Raw genomic sequence first — 18,607 nt, forward strand, 5'->3', positions numbered from 1 at the left:
GCTCTAGGAATCAGGAATATATGACGGATCTAAAAATAGGAGATTGGGTTAGAACCATTAAGGCTGGATTATGGCAGATCTATCGTATTGATGAATTCAACTGCATCAACCCAATGACCGAGAAAGTTGAAGACAAGACGCTAGTCTTTATTAAGAGATTTATTAACGACTCAGGTAAGAGATCATTCACTCAAGATGTATACTCACCAGAAGTAATATTCCAGCTGAGCTCTGAAGAACTGAATGAACTCGAAGAGTTTATATCTGAACACCAAGATATATATGACAAGTTCACTTCATTTCAACCAAAGCCCATAAATAGTGTTTATTCAAGAGGTATCAAGATTCCAGAGGATAGAACCTCAGATGAAATCGCCAACTTGATTCCTAAAGACGAATATTTCACGCAAACTGAAATTGTGGATATCGTAGATAATTTAGGTTACGACACCAAATCCTATCCACAATGGACAATTCAGTTTCTATCTGAGGGCACCCAGCTGGTAGATGGATACGTTAGATATAGATTCAACAAGGTATTCGAGTTCTAATGCCTAACAAGTTGCAGCACAACCGCACGCAAGCGTGCTCGGACTGCCAAAACGCTGCGCGTTTCGTCAGCCCGTGTGCAAGGCGTTATAGGGCTTCGGACGTTCCGATTTAACTCTGTAATTGATTTTTCATGATTCTTCAAAGAGATCATAGGTATGAAGGTATATTTGATAGCTTTAATCGCGCTTTTATCCGCGCCATTTACTTTTGCTAGCTCCACGCGCATCACTCTACATGAATCTGCGGACTTGGTATTTGAGAAGCCTTTTGTCGTGACAGTCGAGACTGATGTGCCGCTACATATTGGTTTTACGTCCAAAGAGCTTGACTGTGATGATGCTTGTATTGAGATGGGGCAAGTCGTCAAAGGGGGAATGGATTCACGTGTCGGAACCCAACACGGCATGAATACACGCTTCGAACCGATTAACGGAAAGATCGTTGTCGCTTTTCATTACTTGAAACCAGGTAAAAAAGCTGTGTCAATATACCGAGAAGAACAAGTTTGTGATTCTCAAGCTTGTTCGCTGTTAAAGCGGCATAACATTGCTTACCCATACGAATTCGATAAAGTGGACCTTAAATGGAAGCAGGTAACTATCAAAACAATATCAAGTATAGAGCCATCCACTGATGGATCTTATACCCGCGTGATAGGGGAGACTGTGTTTGGTGGAAAATTTGATATTAACTTGATCGCTTGGCTGATAGATCACAATAGATTCAGTGGGTCATGTGCTCGTTACATTGAAAAAAGGAAAAACGCCTTTACTGAAACTGGTAAAGGGTATTCTTTTAGTGGTTCGTTTTTATCCCATTCGGCTACTGGTGAAACAACACCAATAATGGTCGATGTTGGGTGTGGTAATTGGGATTACGACGAGAAGAAAGAAAATTTCCTGTAGGAGCTGGGTTTTCGGTGCAATGGTTAACCTTGTATAAAGATCAGTTGCCCTATAACAAGGTTGGGCATGCTCGCCTTCGGCTGGACCTCCAAACCGCTACGCGGTTTTCCGGCCCATGCCAATGGCGTTAAGGGGCAAGAATGCTGCATCCAGACTTCCCAATAGTTGAAGGTCATTATCAAATGACTAGAGAGTGGTCATTGATGCTGCCTGATCAATTTAATCGCAGGGTAGAGGATGACGACCTTATCATTTGGAGGCCGGGTTTTACGATATATGTGGCAGTTTGGGGCAATGATCACAACGTGTCAGCCCAAGATTTATTCGAAGAGCTAAAGGCGGATATCTCTCCGTCGTCATATGACCTTACATCAGAATCAAATAACGATGTATTGTATTTCTCATATCGGCTGGCAGAAGAATCTAATGACGAAAGAGTGGCAGCTTTCTATTGTTACGCGGTGAATGATAATGGTTATGTTCAGATGGCTGTCTATTTTGATACAGAGAAGGACGCTGAAAGTGCCAAGGAAATTTGGAGATCATTGCGTGCTAAAGCCCCTTAACCAGTGCCAGCACGGGACAAAGTTTCCGCTGTCGCTCCAACTTCGCCCATGCGGCAGGAGTTAAGTGTCTAAGGAAGGAAAGTGCAATTCTTCAAGAATTTATTTAAGAAGAAAGAGCCAGCAGAAGCCTTGATTCATATACAAGGGCTGGGGACGCTTGAATGGGACAAGGAGTCAGAATATTGGCTGGGTAAGCAAAGTGGGTACAAATTTAGCGTCTCGTATGATGGTCTCTCTAAGCCTACCGATGAACTTGTCAAATCAGTAATGAGCGCCTTTGCAGAACCAAGCTATATTGATGACACAGTTGTCAAAATTAAGAATTTGGCTAAAGAGAAGTATCCTATAGATAGGCACAAAGAAATTGACTCTTTAGTAGCCAAAGATATCGTATTTCAAAACCAAAACTTCATCCTCATTCAATTCTTTGAGTCCGACGATGAACCTTTTTGGTTTGCCGAAGTGCATGGGGCTGAAATATATGTTGGCTGTGACACATAAAACACTTAACAAACGGCTCAATCCGACCTCCACGGCGTTGCTCGTTTTGTGCTTTAACGCTACGCTAGCACAAAACAATCAACTCCGTTCCGGCGGCTTAGCCGGGCGTTATGCCCCTTTCAAATATCGGAGAAAAAATGGCAAGAGGTGACTACAACACGATCATAAAAAACAAAATCTACATTGAATCAGAAAAAGAGTGGAATATTGAACTCCAGCAATCTGATATGGTTTGGTATGACCTAGTTGTTAATTCTCATGAAATTTTCCCTCTCAAAGAGCTATTCATAGAAAGGTTTAAAAAGCTAAACAAACAGGTAAAAGACAATTTAGAAAAGAGATTTGTCTATTTTATATGCAGCCGAAAGAAAGTTAGGTTCAGCCCTTCAAAAAAACCTAGATACTCGATTACAGGTAAAAAACTCTACTTATACTTAGAGGTTGGAAGAGATAAAAAGCCAGTTAAAATCACCTTGCCAGCCCCAAAGAAAAAATCTGACAAACCTAAAGTTGAAGTAACTGATAAATTTATCACCTTTACAGACAATATTGGTGAAAAATACACCACACCCCTACATGATTTTTTACTTAACAACCAAATAGACATAGGTATAGAGACCATTGTTCATTATGTAGGAAAAACAAAATTGCCTGAGAAAAGACCTCTAAATGGCTCACATACTGGCCTCAACAACATTCTTCACAATATCTCGAATGAAGAAAATGATATTTTTATTTTCTACAATCTGTTCAAGATCATGGTTTCTGCGAATAACAATGAATTCAAAGCAAACTTCATTGTTCCTAACTCAATGACAGATGAAATAAACGTAGAAAAAGAAGGTGACATATTAGAGAAGTCTTTAATTCTTCACTTTGCATCAGAAAACCAACTCAATAACCTAAATAAAGAGCTAGGTGAGCTAAGAAACAATCTTTCTCAAATAGCAAAAGAAAACAACATCAACAAAATAACAATGCGGTATGAAGTAGATGACACCAGTGAATATTATAAATTTGGCTCATCTGCAATAACACCTAAGCACAATCATACGTTCTCCTTCTCCACCATCAACGGAGTCTTGAAAAAGGAAAATCATGACAGTTCATACTAAAGACATAACAAATCAATCAACTACGCACCTTCGGTGCCGGACGCAGCAAAGCTGCGCCGGTTATTGAGGCGTTATGCATAAGACTTACCCACGTTTAGTAGACACCCTGTATAGTTAGGTTTAGGCCTAACACGGAGGTGTATCATGGGTAAGAAAAGAACTCAGGCGTATACGGAGGAGTTCCGCAGAGAAGCAGTTAAGAGAGCGGAAAAGCCTGGAGCAACAACGGCTTCTGTGGCGCGAGAGCTAGGCGTCAGCGCACAGCAGATCTACAACTGGCGTCGTCAATTTAATCGACTGTCTGATAAGCAGTTCAATAGTTTAGACGGTGTCGACTATTCCAAACAGGAAAGCGCTGAAGTTCGCAAACTCAAGAAGGAGCTGCATGAAGCTCGTCAGGAGGTTGAGTTTCTAAAAAAGGCAGCTGCGTACTTTGCGAACCACCAAGAGTAAAGTACGCATTGATACAAGAGCATGTAGGGTCATTCCCGGTTAGCTTGATGTGTCGGTGTTTAGAAGTCTCAAGATCGGGTTATTATCGATGGCGGGGGCGATTGCCATCTGCTCGCACGATTAGATAGATACGAACAATCGAGAAAATCCGAGAGACGTTTGCTGAGTTTAAAGGTCGTTATGGCGCGCCTAGAATTGCTTGCGAGCTTCAAGAGTTAGGTGAGCCATGCTCGCGGAACTACGTCGCTAAGCTTATGCAACAGGAACATATTAAAGCGAGAAACGGCAAAGGCTTTCGATATAGTCAGCCCGTGGAGGGGAGCATTAACGTCTCCGCCAACTTACTTAAGCGTTGCTTTGATGTGGATCGACCAAATTGCCGCTGGACCAGTGACATTACGTATATCTGGGTTCTGGATAGGTGGCTATACCTCGCGGTAGTTATGGATCTGTACTCTCGACGTATTGTAGGTTGGGCATTCGACTCCCAGATGACCGATGAATTGACACGTCGAGCATTGAAAATGGCCCTAGAGCGACGACCAATAAAGCCTGGACTGCTAGTTCACTCTGACAGGGGTGTGCAATATCGATCGCAGAAATACCAGGATCTCTTGTCCGAAAGCAAGTGCAAGCCGAGCATGAGTCGCCAGGCTAACTGTTGGGATAATGCGGCAATGGAATCATTCTTTAGCAGGCTAAAAGTCGAGCTGGTCTATGCCAGAACATTCGAAAGCGAAGAGCAAGCAAAATCTGAGGTGTTTGAATACATTGAGATTTTCTACAGTAGGGTTCGTAGGCACTCTGCATTGGGCTATGTAAGTCCAGCAGAGTATGAGCGAAAATACGTATAGTTAGAGTGTCTACTTTTTGTGGGCAAGACCAATGTAATACTTAAATCATGATACTAAACAACATTTTTAAATTAATTATTATTTCTTTCTGTATCTTATTTTTTCGTGGTTGCGAAAACGATAGCACTTCAAAAAGTATAGACATGTCTGAAGTTGAAGCTCTTAACAAGGGATATCCTAAATTATTTGATCTGGGCGATACCGAAGTATTTGTACATCGTCTGAAGGATGATGATTCAGAGGTTTTTGGGGGAACTATTGTAGTTTTAAACGCTATCGCTGAATTCAGCGATCCCAAAGCGGAGGAATGCAATACCATCGCCCAGCCAGGGAGCGTAAAAGAGGAGTTTTTTTATTTTTGGAACAAATGTAATGCAATCCTGTATGGCTACGCTGGCCAAATAGTCCACAATGATGGCTACAAGGGTGCCCAGCCGCTTATAGTGCTCCCACATAAAATCCAGGGCGGAAAGTTAATAATTGAAAACATTTAACAAACAAAGCCACCCGAAACTGCGGGCAATGGCCTAGAAAAACAGGCCATTAAAGCGCCCGGAATTCGGGTGCTTTGGGCGTTAGATTTTCTTATCGGAGAACATAATGAACCAGTCCGCGCTTGAGTGCCTGCATTGTAGCGGCGAAATGCCACCTTTTGTAAAGCCACGGCTGTACTGCTCGCTTGCCTGTGAGCAAGAAGCAGAGCTGATTCGCTATGTTAGAAGATGCACTTTGGATGGACGTATCGAGCAGCCTGATGTCCAGGAAGCAGTTAAAATTAGATTGGCTCACATTATGTCCGGGGGATATGACAAGAAATCTCGCGAAATTTCGCGTGAAGTCAGGGTTAAAGTGCTTCAAAGATCAAAAGGTAAATGTGAGCAGTGTGGCAAAGACGGCCGCGATATCGATCACATTGAGGGCTCCATCGGCGACCTCTCAAACCTTCAGCTCCTATGCAAAGATTGCCATAATCAGAAAACCCAGTTGAGTATCACCCCAGTCGAACCTGGAACAGAACAGTTCGAATACGTTAAAGCTCGTACAGAGAGTTTTTGGCGTTTCGTTCAATCTGAAAAACCTGTGCGAGTTTGTCACGATCACGAAAATTGGAAATCCTGTTGGCGCCAGTATCAGAAAGAGCGTAAAGCATTCACGTTGGCTCTTTCATAAAATCTAACAAACAGCGGCAGAGGGACAGCCAACGCTACGCACCTTTTGTGTTACTCGCTGGCGCTCAAACATTAACACAAAATGTGCTCCGCGCTGGCTGCGCCTGCGCTGGGCGTTAAGTGAATAGAATATGAGACAATTGATACTTCTAATACTAATTTTTACCTCTAATGCGGTTATCGCAGAAACGTTCAAGGAAAAAGCGCTTTGGAAAATGTCTACTTATTACTGTAATGGCAATCCAAATTTCCTTCGATGCGTCAAGCCAGAAGTGCTTGCAGACTTACAAGGTTGTGTTACTTACGTTGTCCAAAACAGTACCGACTGTTCAGCAAAATACTTGAGCAATAATGAAGGTCTTTCCGACAAAGAGCAGATGAAAATCGCAATAGAGTTTACTCAGTGCGCTCTACTGGAAATAATGAAATCTGAGAACGTTAAAGAGTCAGAATTTGAAGAGTGCTTTCAGAAGAGGTATGACGAATCTATACGAAGCCCAATCCTTAAGAAATAGCTCGTATTCTTTTTCGCTCATACTAAATCACTTAAATCGGGTAGCCGGTAGTTTCTAGCTACCGGCCCCCACACCACCCATCGTGCGGGTCCGCAATGGGCGGTTCCCTATCCGTAATGAATCTCTACCCAGCGGTCACGTAAAGAAATCAAGCCCATCTTTTGGAAAAGCTCATTGTTGAGTGCAATATGAATACCTTCGGTCTTTGCATTTCGCCAGTAACTCTTACCGGACGATCCACAAGTGACAGCCAGTGATTCACTCACACCCATGCGTAGTAAGTTTCGGACTTTCGTTCTCACTTTACGCCAGTTTTTCCAGTAGTTCATTCTCAATCTTCGTCGTATCCAGCAGTCAAGATCGATACATTTTTAATAGCCTTGCGCTATACCAAAATAATTGATCCAACCACGGAGGAACATGGTAAGTTATTTCAATTTCTTTTCCATAGAAATACCACGGGATCGCCCTGTAATCTGGCGGATGCGGTATTTAAATTGGAGCAGGGACTTATCATGCCAGACGAGCCTTGCACCGCGAAAAGAGAATCCCAAAAACTTACAGCGGCTGACAGGAACTACTTGGCTTTTAGTATCGTTAACTTTGAGCTTAAGCTTGCGTTCAACAAAGCGTTTAATACTCGCCATAACCCGTTCACCCGCGCGCTTAGAAGCAGCAACAATTACAAAATCATCCGCATAGCGAACAAAATCATGTCGGCGTTTTTCCAGCTCTTTATCGAGCAGGTCGAGTACAATGTTGGAGAGTAGCGGCGATAAAGGGCCCCCTTGTGGCACCCCCTCATGACAGGCTTTCCAGCATCCATTTTCTACACTTCCTGCACGCAAGTAACTTGCGATCAACTTGAGTAAACGCTTATCGCTGATTCTTTGGCCAAGTAAACTCATGAGGAAGTCATGGTTGACCCGGTCGAAGAACTTAGATAAATCGACATCTACGGCTATTCGCTTCCCGCCTTCGATATACTTCTGTAGCTTTTTCACCGCATGATGCTGTGATCGCTTTGGGCGGAATCCATAGCTGAACTCCGAAAAGGTTTTATCGAAACTGGGACCGATGATTTGGGCGATAGCCTGCTGAATAACACGATCAAAGATCGTAGGTATCCCGAGACCACGCCGGCCACCATCTGGCTTGCGAATGTAGACGCGCCTGACGGGAAGCGGCTGGTAATGACCCTGTCGAATAGTCTCGATGAGGTCGTCGCCAACTGCCTTGAAGTGCTGCACAAAATTATCGACAGTAATCCCGTCAATGCCTGCGGCACCTTTGTTGCTTCGCACGTGTTTCCATGCAGCATTAAGATTTTCTTTGCTGAGGATGATTTCAAGCAGATTTTCATTTGAGTTGAGTGTCATGGCAGTGCGCTACGTTAATTTTATATCCGGCTGGCAACACATCGGTAGGCTAGCCCTGTCTTTTAACTCGTGGATTTTGGGTTCAGGCCTTCACCGTATCCAAGGTATTAATCTTGGCATTAGGTTACTATGCCGTCGGCTGACTTCTGTTCAATCACCTTGGCCATTACTGGCTGAGGCGCTGCTGTGTTCCATCAATTTTGGTTACCCCCGCGATGGTGGCTAGCGGGCTGGGCCTACTTATGAGTCAGCGGCCACGCTGACAGCTTTACAGCAGCAGGTTGAACAGATCTCCCCAGATAAGAGCGTGAACTTTCACTACACAACTGCATCATTTACTCTACCCGTTAGACCACATGGCTTCGGTATCCTTGGCTACCTCGCCTCCAGGCTAAGCCTTATATGATGTTTCTGTTCGTCAGCTCGTAGCTTTGCTAGCGGCTTCCTCCCCACAAGACCTCACGGTCTTGCAGTTGCCATTTGCTAGTAGTTAGCATTTAATGGAGACCATTAAACGGTGATCCTCCTACAGGGGACTTTCACCCCATTAGTTCACGCCCATGCTGGGCGTACCAAGTTGATGCTGTTCGCTCTGGCCCTGCGGGCCTCCACCGGACAGTCCACGCTTCACGTGGTCTGCCGCAGATCAAGGCGCTAAGTTTTATACACAAGTTTTTTAAGTTTTATTATGTAAATCAATAAGTTACAGTTTAGCCCAGTAAGAACTACAGATTTGGCTGGATAATTATGCAGGACTGGGTCATGGACGAAGTAAAAAATCAGGTTATGGGTGATACACGCTTGAATAAGCGCTTGTCTAATATTCTCAGTAATTTAAGTTCAGACCCAAACAATAGCATTCCTTGTGCAAACAAAACTTGGGCAGAAACGTTTGCAGCTTATCGCTTTATAGAAAATGATAAAGTCAACTTTGACTCTATTATGAGCGGTCATAAATCGGCAACTCTTGAGAGAATCAAAGTGCAGCCTGTTGTTCTTATCCCACAAGATACTACCTTTCTAAATTTTGCCACTGACCTAGAAAGTAAAGAGATGGGAACACTTAGGCGTAAAGAGACCAACCAACAACTCTTGCACACCTCCATCGCGATAACACCATCCAGAGTTAATTTGGGTGTTGTTGAAGGTAGTATGTGGCAGAGAGATAAGGAATCAAGTTCTAATTCCCGCTATACCAAGTCGATAAAGGATAAGGAGAGTCGACGCTGGCTAGACCATTACGAAACGGCTTGTCAGATACAAGAGCACTGCCCTGAAAGCACAATTGTGAGTATTGCTGATAGAGAGGGTGATATTCATGAGTGGTTTCAGCTGGCTGAAGAGCAAAGTGAACAGCGGCGGGCGAGCTATATCGTTCGAGCTAAGGCCAATCGCACTTTAGAGCTCGATGGAGAAGAAACGGTTTTGCTTTGGGATCATATGAATGAGCAGAAATCTGTCGGTCTATACACGGTAGATATTCCCAAACGGAATGGAGAGCCTGGAAGAAAAGCCAAGGTCAACGTATCCACTACTGAGATACGGTTGCTAGGAAAAGGAAGATCTAAACGACCACTTTCTCTCTATGCTGTATTGGCTAAAGAATTAACCCCACCAGAGGGTGAAAAAGGCATTGAGTGGATGCTGTTAACTGATCTTCCAGTTGAAGACTTTAAGCAGGCGAGAGTTATCATTGAGTGGTATCGAAGCCGGTGGGAAATTGAAACCTATTTTCGGGTGGTAAAAGGCGGATGCCAGATAGAAAGTAATCGTTTTAGAACAGAGCAGCGAATGTTGAACTGTATTGCGATCTATATGATTATTGGATGGCGACTACATTCGATAACTACACAAGCAAGAAGTCTTCCTGATGAACCATGTACGAGTGCTTACTCTGAAAAAGAATGGCGCATGGTATGGATGATGCGAGATAAAAGTTCCCCACCGAATATACCTCCAAGCATGAGAGATATAACGCGTATGTTGGCAGGCCTAGGGGGATTTCTAGGACGTAAAGGTGATGGCGAACCAGGGGTTAAAACTGTTTGGCAGGGATATACCAAACTGCTCCATTATATTGAAGCAGCAGAGGCTTTAAATGGGCTTAAATGATGTGTATAAAACACAGTCAAGGCGTTATGGGTGCACGATGCTTAGAGTAACTTTATTAGTACTAGCCTTAGCTTTCTCTACGGTAGGGCGGGCTGAGCTAAATGCGAGCTGTGTGAAAGAAATAGGTAGTTTGTATAAAAACTATCTAATGGACGCAAGAATGGAAGTAGACACAGCTAGATACTGGGATATAAAGGGCCATGCATACCTAATGGAAAGCAATGGTGTCCCTAGGTCAGAAGTTCCAGATAGATTGAGAGCATATATTTATTCGGTAGCGCAGCTACATAAAGAAGTAAAGGTTAAGCAAATTCTATTTTCAAAGTGCAGTCAGCAAGGTATGCATGCATACTTTGAAATTGAGCCTGTGAGTCGTGGTCCATATGTATCGGTTCGCCTTAATAATCGAAAAAGAATTATGAACTTGAGCTTTGAAGAGAGTGTACCGAGTGGAAACTGAAGTCCATAACAAGTTACTCAAGTACACTCCGGGCCTTCGGCCCTCCGTGGGGCAGCCTGCACTGCGTTTCGGCTGCCCCTTAGTAAAGCGCTAAGTTTTATACACAAGTTTTTTCAGTTTTATTATAAAAATCAATGAGTTACAGTTTGTGCGTTATAGGGGCTACAAATTTGGCTGGATAATTATGCAGGACTGGGTCAGGGACGAAGTGAAAAATCAGGTTATGGGTGATACACGATTGAATAAGCGCTTGTCCAATATTCTCAGTAATTTAAGTTCCGACCCAAAGGGTAGCATTCCCTGTGCAAATAAGTCTTGGGCAGAAACCTTTGCTGCCTATCGATTTATCGAAAATGATAAAGTCAGCTTTGACTCCATTATGAGTGGCCATAAATCGGCCACTCTTGAAAGAATCAAGGTTCAGCCAGTTGTTCTTATCCCTCAGGATACCACTTTCCTAAATTTTGCTACCGATTTAGAAAGCAAAGAAATGGGAACACTCCGACGCAAAGAGACTAATCAGCAGCTCCTACATACGTCTATCGCTATAACACCATCCAGAGATAATCTGGGCATTATTGAGGGTAGCATGTGGCAGCGAGATAAAGGATCTAGTGCTAATTCTCGCTATACCAAGTCGATACAAGATAAAGAGAGTCGACGCTGGTTAGACCATTATGAATCAGCTTGTGAGATACAAGAGCGCTGCCCTGAAACCACGATTGTGAGCATCGCGGATAGAGAGGGGGATATTTATGAGTGGTTTCAATTAGCTGAAGATCAAAATGAACAGCGGCGTGCAAGCTATATTGTTCGAGCCAAAGCTAATCGTAGTTTAGAGATCGAAGGAGAAGATACGACTTTACTTTGGGACTATATGACCAAGCAGAAGTCCATCGGGAAATACTCAGTAGGTATCCCCAGACAGCCAGAAAGGGAAGCTAAGGTCAGTGTATCCATTGCAGAAGTAAGATTGCAGGGAAAAGGAAAATCAAAGCGACCTCTTTCTCTCTACGCAGTCTTTGCTAAGGAATTAAGCCCACCAGAAGGGGAAAAAGGTATTGAATGGATGCTGCTGACCGATCTTGCAGTTGAGGACTTTAAGCAAGCGAGGATCATTATTGAGTGGTATCGAAGTCGATGGGAAATTGAAACCTATTTCCGAGTGATGAAAGGCGGATGCCAGATAGAAAGTAATCGCTTTAGAACCGAGCAGCGAATGTTGAACTGTATTGCAATCTATATGATTATTGGGTGGCGTCTACACTCCATGACAACACGAGCACGAACGCTTCCTGATACGTCGTGTACGAAATTCTACTCTGAAAAAGAGTGGCGTATGATATGGATAATGCAAGCTAAAACCTCCCCACCAAATGAAGCTCCAAGTATGAGAGATATAACTCGTATGTTGGCAGGACTTGGAGGCTTTCTGGGACGGAATGGCGATGGTGAGCCCGGAGTTAAAACTGTTTGGCAGGGGTACACTAAACTGCTCCATTATATGGAGGCAGCGGAGGCTTTAAATGGACTTAAATGATGTGTATAAAACACAGGCGCGGCGTTAAGCGCAAAGAATCTGATATATGAGCGAGAAAGATCTAATTGCAAACCTTCCAGTTCCTGATGAGTATTTAATTGAACTTGGGAAAATAACAGTCATGTATGGTGCTCTAGAATTCTCGATTGATAGAGCTATTAGTAAATTGGCAGGCTATGAGTCTATGTTAGATTGGCGCGTCTCTGTAATGACGGCTCATTTGACCTTTCAGCAACGTGTAAATGCTCTAGGTACGCTTTTTGAGCAAGTGTCGGAATCTTATCCAAACCTAAGGACCCTCTGATCAACGAAGCATTTTTCCAGAATTAAGCTGAGCTGCTTGAAAAATTCACTTTATTACGCACAAACGCGTAATTTGCGCGTAATAGTCCACTAATTTTTCATCTGAAACCCTCAATAGGTGGATTTCAGGCGAACCACCCCTAGGCAGCCAAGTATTTTCTCCCTATTATTAAGTTGGTAAAGCCTGCCAGTAAGCACAGCCTCTCAGTATTTTTTACCAGTCCCCGATAGCGGACCTTGTCATAACCAAATACCCGTTTGATGTAGCGGAAGGGGTGCTCGACCTTCGCTCTTATCTGCGCCTTGATCTTTTCCGCTTTACGAAGTGCATCACGCCCTGGAAGAGTTTTTAGCTTGCTCGGCTTCATTGCTATATACCAATCCGCCTCCCGCTCTTTCAACTCTTCACGTTTCTCCGCACCAATGTACCCAGAGTCTCCCCAGATTCTTTTCTCCTCCCCGTGGAGAACTCGCTCTGTAGTTGTGACATCATGCGAATTCGCTGCTGTTGTATCTATGCTATGTATTACTCCGAGCACATCATCAACCCCGATATGCATTTTCATTCCAAAATGCCACTGATTGCCTTTCTTTGTTTGATGCATTTCTGGATCACGTTTTTTCTTTTTATTCTTGGTTGAAGTTGGCGCAGAGATAATAGTGGCATCTACAATCGTACCTTCACGCAGTACCATGCCATTCTCAGCAAGATGCTTGTTGATTTCATCAAAAAGAGCTGCACCTAGCTGATTGAGCTCCAGTAAGTGGCGAAAGTTAAGAATCGTTGTTTCATCGGGAATTGGGCCGCTCAAAGTCAATCCAGCAAAACTACGCATGGATTCAATTTCATACAGTGCATCCTCCATAGCGGGATCACTGAGATTATAAAATAGCTGCATGCAATGAATACGGAGCATGACACTCAATGGATATGGCTGTCGGCCACGTTTGCCTTGTGGATAGCAAGGAGTGATCTGAGCTTCTAGTCGCTGCCATGGGATGAGGGCTTCCATTTGAGAAAGAAACTTCTCTCGGCGAGTTATACGGCGCTTTAGCTTATATTCTGCTTCGGCAAAGGTGACTTGGTGCATAATTCATCGTAGTCTTGATGGGTAGGTGAATATTACCAATATTGGCTTGGAATTATTCAGAGGTTCCCTAAGTGGATACGCGAAAGTAATAGAAAGAATAAAGGGCGTTCAAAAGCAAAGAAACAAATTCGTTCACTCCATGTACACGAATGGGGATAAGAGTGAAGTAGGCATATGGTCATTATCAGCAAGGGGCTCTCTAACCATCAAGTCTCAAGATGTCTACATTCAAGAGGTTCGTAACGTTTCAGTAGAAATCGACAAGGTCCGTGTGCAATTAGAAAAACTAATAACAGCATCCGAGTCCTATGAAAAAAGCGCTTAACAAGGCAATCCAGTGCATTCCTGCCGCTGCAAATCGCGGCCCCCATGGGACGGCTACGCTAACGCTTCGGCCGCCCCTGCTGTGGGCGTTATTGTGGCGGTTGGTTTTATTGGTTTTCGTGGCAACTGAAGGTTTAGTGTCACTAAATAGCACCCAGTATTGAGTAATTTTTACTGGTTCATATTCGAGCAGTTTCGTTCCAAGAGTATCCGCTCAGGTACTGCGGAGTTAGGTAGTCCGCTGCAATTTTGCGGAGTGCCATTAAGATAGGAGTGGCGAGGAAGTGTGCAGTTTTATTGATTTGATTATTAAACAATCATTTGGCGGTTTCAATATAGTGTGATACAAAATTTAACTAGTCAAAACATTTGAACTTGGTAAAACTGTTCCCTTTTTTGCTTCAAAAAGGCCGCCAACTTTACCAAGGCGGTTAATTTTTAGGTGGTTTGTAGTTGCTGCAAGTTCCTTTCTTTTCCTGATCACAATTCTCCTTTAAACCTGCATCACGGCTTCGTTCAAGTGTTTTCGTTTTAAGTCAGTAAGCTAGCAGCTACATTACGGAGTGCCAATCAAATAGTTAATTCGTGGGGGAAGTATGGTATTTTTCTCTGTGAATTTATTGGACTGTGGCCATTCAGAGTTGGCTGGCAAATTGCAAGTAGATCGTTCGGTGTGCGCCAGCTATTGCAGGCCAGGCAAGATCGCCTAGTCGGGATCTGGGTTGGACAGCCTACGCTCCGCTTGCTGGTAACATATGTACATATACAGGGTTTTACGGATATGCTTAAAGAATTGAAGAAAAAGAATAGTCAATATTCACAGAAGGAGAGAGTTTGCTACGCACTATTGTCCACTGTTTTGATTTTTATATTTTCATATCTAGTAGCGGGTAGTTTAACGGAGTCAGTTATTCTTCAATACATTGCAGCCTTTCTTGTTGGTATTTTCGGGGGGCTGCTGGGCTTTAGGTGTCCAAAGGCTGTTTATATTTTTGTTCTTGCGTTGCCTCTTTCTTTAGTTGGTAATTAAAACTTAATTTAAACCAGATATATATACGCAAAATTGTATAACAAGCGAAATCACAAAATTAGCACGTCCGTCCCGGTTCTGAGGGTATCCACTAGACAGCCTACGCTTCGCTCGACCTGCCAAAGATCAATACGTTATGGATGTTGAGTATCACGAAGGAAGCTGTATGAATGTTGAAAAATGGGAGGCTACAAGAGAAAAAGGTAAGGCTCGCTTTATTTGGGGAATTGGTTTTTGCTTTTGGGGGCTGCTGACTGCTCTCATGTGGTCCATCACCATGGAAATTGCTGACCCATCAGCCCCAATATGGCTGCGACCTTTGATTGCCTTTATTGGCTTTCCGCTTGGCGGGTTAGGAGTTGCTTATTTTATGTGGGAAACATGCGAGGCAAAGTAGAAGAAAATTAAAAGTTTATCAGATTCATAACATGTGCCTGCAAGACGACCATCAATATACTTGCTTGAAAAACAGTAAACACATTGATGACGCCTGAGGCGGTCGTTATCGCCGACTCTTCCAGAGCTGATAGTCGCTCTCAATTACCCGGTGAATATGCTTGCGAAAACTCTCCGGTAGATGCGAATAAAGTCGAGCAGTAAAAGGGGGAAATGGAATCTGTGCAAAGTGGTGCAGGTTCTCTACCCCGTACACCTCCGCCAAAGTAATCCCAATCGCCTCACACGATACCGGCAGCAGGTCCGCCGGAATTCTTTGTATGCCCGTTTCCATTTTCAAAATTTGAGATGACACAAGCCCCTGCTGCCTTGCCAGCTGTGCAATCGTCACCCTCTCCCGTTTCCGCGCGTTGTGCAGGTGATCGGCTAGTGATCCGGCCTCAAATATCGAGGTGCGTTTGGTGGCTTATCGTCATAAGGCAATAAAGGTAGCCGGTGTTAGATGACACAAGATTGAGATAGGGCTAGTAGTTACAAGGCGTTGAGCATGCCTATGAAAGCGCAAATGGATCAATTACAGAGGGTCGTAAGTCTGTGTGTGGCCCTGGAGTGGGCTACAGGTTGCCCCGATTTAGCGGGAAGGGATGCCGTATTAAAGCTGATGGGTGAGGAAGTGAGCACCACTATCTAGGGGGTGATCTATTCGGTTGAGTCAAAAGGAGGTGGCGGCGCCGAGATGGCTTAAGCACAAAATACCTGTGAGGCCCTGGAGTCACACTGGCTACTTGTCTTTAGTGGGTGCTCGCTAATACACCGTATAAAAATACAGTATATTGCTAGAGCACATGAAACTTTCCCCTCTATACGCCAGCGGTGTCAGCTGCGGCTTTCCTTCGCCAGCGGATGACCACAAAGAAGCGGCTCTGAGCCTGGATCAACACCTGATAACCAGCCCGGCGGCGACATTCCTCGCCCGCGCCAACGGCGACTCTATGGAGAACCTCGGCATCTTTGACCGGGACCTGCTGGTAGTCGACCGATCATTAACGCCAATCCACGGAGATGTGGTGGTGGTTGCCCTGGATGGGCAGTTAACGTGCAAGATGCTCGACCGCCAACAGGGCCGCCTGCTATCAGACAATGACAAATACGCACCGATTCCCATTTGGGAAGGGCAGGAATTGATTGTTGAGGGAGTGGTCAAGGCTTCTGTTCGGTACCACCGGTCCTGCTGATGTTGGCACTGGTTGATTGCAACAGCTGCTATGCCAGCTGCGAACAGATATTCCGCCCCGACCTGCGCGGGCTCCCGGTGGTAGTCCTTTCCAATAATGATGGTTGCGTGGTGGCTCGCTCGAAAGAGGCCAAGGTATTAGGTATTCCCGATTTGCAGCCGTTCTTCAAGATTGAGCATCTGTTGCGAAAGCACGGGGTAAAGATCTTCTCGTGTAACTACGCCCTGTACGGAGATATTTCCCACCGGGTAATGATAGCGCTGAAGCAGTACAGTCCAGAGGTTGAAGTCTATAGCATCGATGAGATGTTTCTGGATCTACATGGGTTGCAAGAGTGTCTACTGGATTACGGCCAGCAAATAAGGCAAACCCTCTGGCGGGATGTTCGCATGCCGGTGGGCGTTGGCATTGCCCCGAGTAAAACCCTGGCCAAGCTGGCAAATAGAGTCGCCAAGAAGATCCCCAAATGTCAGGGCGTCTGCGTCTTGGACTCCCCCGCAAAGTGGCAATGGCTGCAGCGACGCACTGAAGTGGGTGATGTGTGGGGTGTAGGCAGGCGCCTATCAAGGCGACTTGGGCACCTGGGTATCAAGACAGCCTATGACTTGGCACAAGCCAACCCGAAAATCCTGCGCAGCCATACGAATGTAAATATTGAGCGCACGATAGAAGAGCTCAATGGCATTAGTTGCTTAAGCCTGGAAGAGCAGCCACCAGCCAAGAAACAGATCTATTGCACACGCTCATTCGGCGAAAAGCTCACCGATCTGCAGCCGATACTGCAGGCGGTCATCTTGTATGCGAGCAGGGCGGCGGAGAAGCTGCGGGCCCAGGACTCCCTGGTAAAGTCTATCCATGTCTTCCTGCATACCTCACCCCATGAGCCGCTCTACTACAGCCGCAGCACCGTGGTACAAACCCCATACCCCACGGATGACACACGGCTGATAGTGCAGCTGGTAAAGCGTGCGATTACAGAGCTGTTCCTGCAGGGGCATAGATTCCTGAAGGCCGGGGTAGGGCTGGTAGAGCTTATCCCCCGCTCGCTGGGCCAGGGCGACATGTTCACCACAGGTCAGCCAATACGATCAGGTGAGACCATGCAGGCCATCGACCAGATCAATCAGCGGTTTGGTCGGGGCACCTTGTTTCTGGGAGCTGAAGGTATCGACAAGAAGTGGAAGATGCGACAGGAGCATCGATCGCCAGCCTATACGACTCAGTGGGACCAGCTGCCAGAGATTACGGTCTAGCTGCTGCGTAAGCGTATGAGGTTTTTGTAAGGTTGAGGGTCGAGCGGTTGTGGAGCCTGGAAAAGAGCTAAATCGATCTGATGCTCACATGAAAGGACAGATGGCAAAGACGCTTATGCACTGCCGCAGTTGGCGCGTATAGAGTTTGCTTCGTCTGGAACGTTACAGGCCAGCAAAAAGACAAGTGGGGGACCACAAAAGGCAGAAACAAAAAAGCCCTGAAAAATCAGGGCTTTTTGTATGAATAATGGCGATGGGGCAGGGATTCGAACCCTGGGACCTGTTACAGTCATCGGTTTTCAAGACACCTAACAAGTACCTCAATACTGCCCAGCATGCTGCAAACTGTGGGCAACTTGCAAAAAATGCTCTTTATAGCTCTTTATAGCTCTTTATAGCTCTTTGAGCCCCACTGCTGTTGAGACATTTCAAGAGGCTTAGGCTAGCGGGCCCCCGAGGACCACGAGACTTGCTCCCAGCGTCTGACCTACGTCAAATACTGAACCGACAACGCATTTTACAACTGCTGTTCCTTTTCTCATAAAGCTATCCGCCTTCTCAGGGCTTGGGCCTGAGTCCCGTGGTGAGAGCGTTCGATGTTTCACGTAAGAAAAAACCACCAATCCCACACAGACGGCTGAGAACAGGACAAGTGACGGAGGATTTAACATTCCGCCGCTAACCCCAATCGCTGGCTTAAACCCCTTGAAAAACCAGAGCTAGATATTGAACCTCAGTTCGATCGCTCTAGTTCCTCAATAAATTTCTCCTACCAGATATGAAGAGAAATTTAAAAGAGTAGTTAACTATTATCCTTTATTCCTCTGAATATCTCAATCTTGTTGGAATCTTAA

The 18,607-nt window shown here is 44.9% G+C and carries 23 protein-coding genes; 18 read left to right on the forward strand and 5 right to left on the reverse strand.

Annotated features, from left to right (window positions below; all coding sequences use genetic code 11):
* Positions 1–20 precede the first annotated feature (20 nt).
* The 9 genes from ACJJIN_RS03760 (at position 21) to ACJJIN_RS03800 (ending at position 6,116) form a co-directional block, all read left to right on the forward strand.
* Positions 21–551, forward strand: a complete 531-nt coding sequence (locus ACJJIN_RS03760) for a hypothetical protein (RefSeq protein WP_444896943.1) — start codon at positions 21–23, stop codon at positions 549–551.
* A gap of 156 nt (positions 552–707) precedes the next feature.
* On the forward strand, positions 708–1,457 hold the full coding sequence (locus ACJJIN_RS03765) for a hypothetical protein (protein ID WP_444896944.1): 750 nt from the start codon (positions 708–710) through the stop codon (positions 1,455–1,457).
* Positions 1,458–1,597: 140 nt separating this feature from the next.
* Positions 1,598–2,023, forward strand: coding sequence for a hypothetical protein (locus ACJJIN_RS03770; RefSeq protein WP_444896945.1), 426 nt, complete (start codon positions 1,598–1,600; stop codon positions 2,021–2,023).
* A gap of 81 nt (positions 2,024–2,104) precedes the next feature.
* On the forward strand, positions 2,105–2,524 hold the full coding sequence (locus tag ACJJIN_RS03775; protein WP_444896946.1) for a hypothetical protein: 420 nt from the start codon (positions 2,105–2,107) through the stop codon (positions 2,522–2,524).
* Positions 2,525–2,661: 137 nt separating this feature from the next.
* On the forward strand, positions 2,662–3,639 hold the full coding sequence (locus ACJJIN_RS03780; RefSeq protein ID WP_444896947.1) for a hypothetical protein: 978 nt from the start codon (positions 2,662–2,664) through the stop codon (positions 3,637–3,639).
* A gap of 144 nt (positions 3,640–3,783) precedes the next feature.
* Positions 3,784–4,092 carry a transposase gene (locus ACJJIN_RS03785; protein ID WP_444895975.1) on the forward strand — a complete coding sequence of 103 codons (309 nt, stop codon included), beginning with the start codon at positions 3,784–3,786 and terminating at the stop codon, positions 4,090–4,092.
* A 146-nt stretch (positions 4,093–4,238) separates the two neighbouring features.
* Positions 4,239–4,946 carry an IS3 family transposase gene (locus tag ACJJIN_RS03790; RefSeq protein WP_444898224.1) on the forward strand — a complete coding sequence of 236 codons (708 nt, stop codon included), beginning with the start codon at positions 4,239–4,241 and terminating at the stop codon, positions 4,944–4,946.
* 143 nt (positions 4,947–5,089) lie between these two features.
* Positions 5,090–5,440 (forward strand): hypothetical protein, encoded by a 351-nt coding sequence (locus tag ACJJIN_RS03795; RefSeq protein ID WP_444896948.1) that lies wholly within the window; start codon positions 5,090–5,092, stop codon positions 5,438–5,440.
* Between the two features lie 106 nt (positions 5,441–5,546).
* Entirely contained in the window at positions 5,547–6,116 is a 570-nt protein-coding gene (locus ACJJIN_RS03800) for an HNH endonuclease (RefSeq protein WP_444896949.1), read from the forward strand.
* Between the two features lie 621 nt (positions 6,117–6,737).
* Here ACJJIN_RS03800 and ACJJIN_RS03805 read toward each other — a convergent pair.
* Together ACJJIN_RS03805 and ltrA are read right to left on the reverse strand one after the other, a co-directional pair.
* Positions 6,738–6,932 carry a hypothetical protein gene (locus ACJJIN_RS03805; protein WP_444896925.1) on the reverse strand — a complete coding sequence of 65 codons (195 nt, stop codon included), beginning with the start codon at positions 6,930–6,932 and terminating at the stop codon, positions 6,738–6,740.
* 126 nt (positions 6,933–7,058) lie between these two features.
* Positions 7,059–8,009 carry a group II intron reverse transcriptase/maturase gene (gene ltrA, locus ACJJIN_RS03810; RefSeq protein ID WP_444896926.1) on the reverse strand — a complete coding sequence of 317 codons (951 nt, stop codon included), beginning with the start codon at positions 8,007–8,009 and terminating at the stop codon, positions 7,059–7,061.
* 747 nt (positions 8,010–8,756) lie between these two features.
* On the opposite strand from ltrA, the gene ACJJIN_RS03815 reads away from it, so the two are divergent.
* The 4 genes from ACJJIN_RS03815 (at position 8,757) to ACJJIN_RS03830 (ending at position 12,425) form a co-directional block, all read left to right on the forward strand.
* Positions 8,757–10,121 (forward strand): IS4 family transposase, encoded by a 1,365-nt coding sequence (locus tag ACJJIN_RS03815; RefSeq protein WP_444895875.1) that lies wholly within the window; start codon positions 8,757–8,759, stop codon positions 10,119–10,121.
* A 112-nt stretch (positions 10,122–10,233) separates the two neighbouring features.
* Positions 10,234–10,581, forward strand: a complete 348-nt coding sequence (locus tag ACJJIN_RS03820) for a hypothetical protein (RefSeq protein ID WP_444896950.1) — start codon at positions 10,234–10,236, stop codon at positions 10,579–10,581.
* A 184-nt stretch (positions 10,582–10,765) separates the two neighbouring features.
* Entirely contained in the window at positions 10,766–12,121 is a 1,356-nt protein-coding gene (locus tag ACJJIN_RS03825; RefSeq protein WP_444896951.1) for an IS4 family transposase, read from the forward strand.
* Between the two features lie 46 nt (positions 12,122–12,167).
* Positions 12,168–12,425: a hypothetical protein gene (locus ACJJIN_RS03830; protein WP_444896952.1), complete on the forward strand. Its 258-nt coding sequence runs from the start codon at positions 12,168–12,170 to the stop codon at positions 12,423–12,425.
* A gap of 139 nt (positions 12,426–12,564) precedes the next feature.
* On the opposite strand, the gene ACJJIN_RS03835 is transcribed toward ACJJIN_RS03830, so the two are convergent.
* On the reverse strand, positions 12,565–13,515 hold the full coding sequence (locus ACJJIN_RS03835) for an IS5 family transposase (protein WP_444895065.1): 951 nt from the start codon (positions 13,513–13,515) through the stop codon (positions 12,565–12,567).
* Between the two features lie 676 nt (positions 13,516–14,191).
* Positions 14,192–14,323: a hypothetical protein gene (locus ACJJIN_RS03840; RefSeq protein ID WP_444896953.1), complete on the reverse strand. Its 132-nt coding sequence runs from the start codon at positions 14,321–14,323 to the stop codon at positions 14,192–14,194.
* Between the two features lie 297 nt (positions 14,324–14,620).
* Here ACJJIN_RS03840 and ACJJIN_RS03845 point away from each other — a divergent pair, with 297 nt between their 5' ends.
* Complete coding sequence (locus ACJJIN_RS03845) at positions 14,621–14,869, forward strand: hypothetical protein (protein ID WP_444896954.1); 249 nt, start codon at positions 14,621–14,623, stop codon at positions 14,867–14,869.
* Positions 14,870–15,035: 166 nt separating this feature from the next.
* A complete protein-coding gene (locus tag ACJJIN_RS03850; protein ID WP_444896955.1) occupies positions 15,036–15,266 on the forward strand; it encodes a hypothetical protein in 231 nt (76 codons plus the stop codon).
* A 105-nt stretch (positions 15,267–15,371) separates the two neighbouring features.
* On the opposite strand, the gene ACJJIN_RS03855 is transcribed toward ACJJIN_RS03850, so the two are convergent.
* Positions 15,372–15,713, reverse strand: a complete 342-nt coding sequence (locus ACJJIN_RS03855; protein WP_444898225.1) for a helix-turn-helix domain-containing protein — start codon at positions 15,711–15,713, stop codon at positions 15,372–15,374.
* A 99-nt stretch (positions 15,714–15,812) separates the two neighbouring features.
* Between ACJJIN_RS03855 and ACJJIN_RS03860 the strand changes: the two genes are divergently transcribed.
* The 3 genes from ACJJIN_RS03860 (at position 15,813) to ACJJIN_RS03870 (ending at position 17,753) form a co-directional block, all read left to right on the forward strand.
* Positions 15,813–15,956 carry a hypothetical protein gene (locus tag ACJJIN_RS03860; protein WP_444896956.1) on the forward strand — a complete coding sequence of 48 codons (144 nt, stop codon included), beginning with the start codon at positions 15,813–15,815 and terminating at the stop codon, positions 15,954–15,956.
* Positions 15,957–16,110: 154 nt separating this feature from the next.
* Positions 16,111–16,500, forward strand: coding sequence for a LexA family protein (locus ACJJIN_RS03865; protein WP_444896957.1), 390 nt, complete (start codon positions 16,111–16,113; stop codon positions 16,498–16,500).
* The gene (locus ACJJIN_RS03870; protein WP_444896958.1) at positions 16,500–17,753 is read left to right on the forward strand and encodes a Y-family DNA polymerase; all 1,254 of its coding nucleotides are present in this window, start codon (positions 16,500–16,502) and stop codon (positions 17,751–17,753) included. The genes ACJJIN_RS03865 and ACJJIN_RS03870 overlap by 1 nt, the downstream gene beginning before the upstream one ends.
* The last annotated feature ends 854 nt before the right edge of the window (positions 17,754–18,607 follow it).

It is taken from the genome of Microbulbifer maximicatervae (SeqCode) (assembly GCF_052467505.1).